Source organism: Trichloromonas sp. (assembly GCF_041583255.1).
Classification (GTDB): domain Bacteria; phylum Desulfobacterota; class Desulfuromonadia; order Desulfuromonadales; family Trichloromonadaceae; genus Trichloromonas.
Map to the genome: position 1 here is coordinate 1 of NZ_JBFHGD010000262.1, position 3934 is coordinate 3934.

Annotated in this window: 6 protein-coding genes; all 6 read right to left on the bottom strand. The window is 61.7% G+C overall.

All coding sequences use genetic code 11. The features are described 5' to 3' along the window. Positions 1–237: 237 nt before the first annotated feature. On the bottom strand, positions 238–918 hold the full coding sequence (locus tag ABYV89_RS15160; protein WP_432823774.1) for a F0F1 ATP synthase subunit A: 681 nt from the start codon (positions 916–918) through the stop codon (positions 238–240). A 2-nt stretch (positions 919–920) separates the two neighbouring features. Next, positions 921–1208, bottom strand: a complete 288-nt coding sequence (locus ABYV89_RS15165; protein ID WP_432823775.1) for an N-ATPase subunit AtpR — start codon at positions 1206–1208, stop codon at positions 921–923. Next, on the bottom strand, positions 1201–1554 hold the full coding sequence (locus ABYV89_RS15170; protein WP_432823776.1) for an AtpZ/AtpI family protein: 354 nt from the start codon (positions 1552–1554) through the stop codon (positions 1201–1203). Before ABYV89_RS15170 ends, ABYV89_RS15165 begins: the two co-directional genes overlap by 8 nt. After that, positions 1551–1934 (bottom strand): F0F1 ATP synthase subunit epsilon, encoded by a 384-nt coding sequence (locus ABYV89_RS15175; protein WP_432823777.1) that lies wholly within the window; start codon positions 1932–1934, stop codon positions 1551–1553. The genes ABYV89_RS15170 and ABYV89_RS15175 overlap by 4 nt, the downstream gene beginning before the upstream one ends. Continuing rightward, positions 1931–3358 carry a F0F1 ATP synthase subunit beta gene (atpD, locus tag ABYV89_RS15180; RefSeq protein WP_432823778.1) on the bottom strand — a complete coding sequence of 476 codons (1428 nt, stop codon included), beginning with the start codon at positions 3356–3358 and terminating at the stop codon, positions 1931–1933. The genes ABYV89_RS15175 and atpD overlap by 4 nt, the downstream gene beginning before the upstream one ends. Before the next feature lie 372 nt (positions 3359–3730). Continuing rightward, positions 3731–3934 (bottom strand): hypothetical protein (locus ABYV89_RS15185; protein ID WP_432823779.1); only part of this gene is annotated, 204 nt, incomplete at its 5' end.

Consider the following 3934-nt stretch of genomic DNA (forward strand, 5'->3'; position numbering starts at 1 on the left):
CCGGTGTTTGCTCAGCCTGGAAAACTGCTGAAATCACCACTTTGGCGGCAGATGTGCTACGAAGCGCCGCCGGTATTTTGGGAACAATGGTAATTGTGTCTAACGCCATTCGCGCCAGAGATCCTCATGCCCCACGCAGTGGAGAGTTTCTTTTGGTTACTTTTCTTTACGGCTAAAGAAAAGTAACCCGGCTGTCGGGCCGGGACCCGACGGTTTTAAAAAGGTTTTGCATTTCATTCAACCTGTATTTCCCCCCTGCACCTGCACCGCCGCCGCAATATAAACCGCCGCCAGAATGGCAAAGATGTACGCCTGGATAACCCCGATCAGCAGCCCGAGCAGGTTCATCACCACCGGAAAGAAGAGCGGCGCGACGGTCAGCAAAATGGCGGCGATCATCGAGCCGCTCATGATGTTGCCGAACAGGCGCACGGCCAACGCCAGGGTGCGCGACAGTTCACCGAAGAGGTTGAACGGCAGCATCAGCGGCGTCGGTTGCAGATAGAGTTTTAAATAGTTGCGCACCCCCTGTCGGCGGATGCCCCACCAGGGAACCGCCACCAGCACGCAGGCGGCCAGGGCGGTGGTGGTCGAGAGCGACCCGGTGGGGGCCTGGTAGCCGGGGACCACCGAAAGCAGGTTGGAGATCAGCACGAACAGGAACAGGGTGCCGATAAAGGGGAGGAACTCGCTCGCCGGTTTGAGCCCTAGGGCTTCCAGTTCGCCGGTGATGCCACCGACCAACACTTCGAGCAGATTCTGTCCACGCCCGAGTTGGCCGCCGTGAACGAGGCGGCGGGTGACGGTCGCGGCGCCGGCGGTGAGCAGCAGCATGTTCAGCCAGGTAAAGAGCAGGGTGGCGTTGAGCTGAAACGCCTGCCACTGCCAGATCAGGATGCTGTCGGGACTGATGTGCATGCCTACCCCCGCGCCGGTCGAATCCGCCCCTTGCCGAGCAACCACAACTGGCGGGCGGTGAGGAGTCCGGCCATGGCGGCGAACATGGCGATCGCGCCCTGGCCGGTCAGACTGTAAAAAAGTGCCAGCAAGAGGCTCATGCGCAGGATAAAGCTGAGTGCCAGCCGCAACTGGGGGCGCTTTGCCGCGGCGATGCGGCGGAGGGTCAGCCACAGTCCGCCGAAATAAAGGGTGCCGGCGAGGGCGCCGAGGGCGAAGCTGGCAGCGATCAAGGCGATTTCATTATTCATGCGGATCCTCCTGCTGATGGCGATGCCGCTCGATGGCCTCGCGCTCCTTGCTGACCCAGAACCAGGCATTGAGACAGCCTGCGGCAATGCCGACGGCGAGCAGCAGCAGGGTCCAGGAGTAGCGACCGGTCACGGTGCGGTCGAGCCAGATGCCGAGGGCGATTGCCAGCAGGGTGGGGATGGCCACCGACCAGCCGACCAGTCCGAACATCCCCAGCCCGAACCAGGCCTTGTGTTCCCCCTGCCGCTGGCTGTGCAGCTTGCGGCGCTGCTTGGCCTCAACCTGCTGCTGAAAATCCCGATAGGCTCCGGGGCGTTTTTCGGGGTCTTGCTTCGGTTCTGTCATTTCAGATCCATGACCCTCCGTAAAAAACCGGCTTCGAGGCGGGCCACCGCCGAGCGCACCGCCCGTTCCCGGTCGTCCAGTTCGAGAAATCGGGAATTGACCGTCTCCACCAGTTCTTCAAGGCTGACGCCGCCGACCGCATTGCGTACCGAGACGGTGACCGTCTCCCCCTGTTTGACCAGGATGCCGCGGTCGACCGCCAGGTATTCCGCCGCTGAATCCTGCCTTCGGGCGAAATAGAGGAGTCCCGGTACCAGTGCCGAGACGAAGTCGATATGGCGGGGCTTGAGACCGAAATGACCGTCCTCCCCCTCGGCGACCAGGCTGTACACCTCGTCGTCGAAGATAATGTCGTCCGGTACCAGCACCCTGAGTTTCATGCTGCGTCCTCCGGTTTCGGTGGCGGCGCTGCCGAGGCAGGTTTCTGTTTGACCTCGTCGATGGCGCCGATCATGTACAGCGCCTGCTCCGGTGTCTCGCTGAACTCATCGTCCAGAATCCGATCGCAGCCGGCCAGGGCCTGTTCCAGCGAGACGCTCCGTCCTTCCTGGCCGGTAAACTGCTCGGTGGTGAAAAACGGCTGGGTCAGAAAGCGCTCCAGCCGGCGGGCGCGAAAGACCGTCCGGCGGTCGTCCCGGGAGAGTTCTTCAATGCCGAGCATGGCGATGATGTCTTTGAGCTCCTCGTAGGTGGCCAGGGTAAGGCGGATCTGCCGGGCGATGCGATAGTGGCGCTCGCCGACCACCTGTGGCGAGAGCATTTTTGAATTGGATTCAAGCGGGTCGATGGCCGGATAGAGCCCTTCGCTGGCCCGTCGGCGGGAGAGGACAATGGTCGCCGACAGATGCGAGAAGGTGTGGACGGCCGCCGGGTCGGTAAAATCGTCGGCCGGCACATAGACCGCCTGGATCGAGGTGATCGCCCCGCGCCGGGTGTTGATAATGCGCTCTTGCAGGGCCGCCAGCTCAGAGGCGAGGGTTGGTTGATAGCCGAGCCGCGACGGGAGCAGTCCGAGCAGGCCGGAAATCTCCATGCCGGCCTGGATGAAACGGAAGATGTTGTCGATCAGCAGCAGCACTTCCTGGCCGAGGTCCTCGCGGAAATATTCGGCCATGGTCAGGGCAGTCAGTCCGGTGCGAAAGCGCGCTCCCGGCGGTTCGTTCATCTGGCCGAAGACCATCACCGTGTTGTCAAGTACCCCGGCCTCGCGCATCTCGCGGTAGAGTTCTTCCCCTTCGCGGCAGCGTTCGCCGATGCCGCAGAAAATCGAAACTCCCTGATGGGCGCCGACCATATTGTGGATCAGTTCGGTGATCAGCACGGTTTTGCCGACCCCGGCGCCGCCGAAAAAGCCAGCCTTGCCGCCCCGTTCCAGCGGAGCGAGCACGTCGATGGCCTTGATCCCGGTGGTGAAGATTTCCGAGCGGGTCGAGCGTTCGGCAAGTGGGACCGGCTTGCTGTGGACGGTGCGCAGTTCGATGTCGGTCGGGATTTCGCCGCGGTCGATGGGGTTGCCGAAGACGTTGAAGGCGCGGCCGAGGATGTTCTTGCCCACCGGCACCCGCAGCGGCTCGCCGGTGTCTTCGACCACGGCGCCCCGGGCCAGGCCCTGGGTCGGGGTGAGGGCGATGCCGCGGACCTGGCGGGTGTCGAGGTGGAGGGCGACTTCGATAACGATGGCGTTGTCGTCGCCGGTGCGCAGCAGGTTGTTGACCCGCGGCAGATCGCCGTCGAAGTGGACGTCCACCACCCCGCCGCGGATGGCGGTGACGGTGCCCTGGTTGTTGGTGGAAGGAGTCGGCATAGTCGGATGTGCCTTCCTGGCTTGGTACGTCAAAACCGGCGGGTCGCGTCCCGCCAGACGCCTTACTTTTTGTGAAAGCCGACAAAAAGTAAGCAAAAAACGGCTCCCTGCCGGGGGCATGAGGAGCACTAGGCCGGTTGGCAGAGGTTGGCACCACCGTTGTGCCGATGCCGGCGGCGGCACTTCGTAGCACATCTGCCGCCGGCGGTGGTAAATTCAGCAGTTTTCCGGGCTGAGCAAACACCGGTCTACCGGAAAGGCGAAAACCGGCAAGCCAGTTTTTAAGGTTTTACCCAATAACAGGCAATTGCAGAATCGGTTGTCTTCGCACTGTCGCTGACGCCTCGACACGCGTTCGCGCACGGGGAGGTGCTATGAAACTCTATCGGTATCATTCGCTGTGGAGGTAATCGATCCGCTGCCATGCGCGACAGCAATGCCCCACGCTAGTGGAAAACGTTTTTTGCCTACTTTTTGACGTTTATCAAAAAGTAGGTCGCCTGCCGGGGCGAGTCCCGGCGGTTTTAAAGATATTTCAGCTAAACAAAGCATATCGCAATAATTAACAACTTCTAG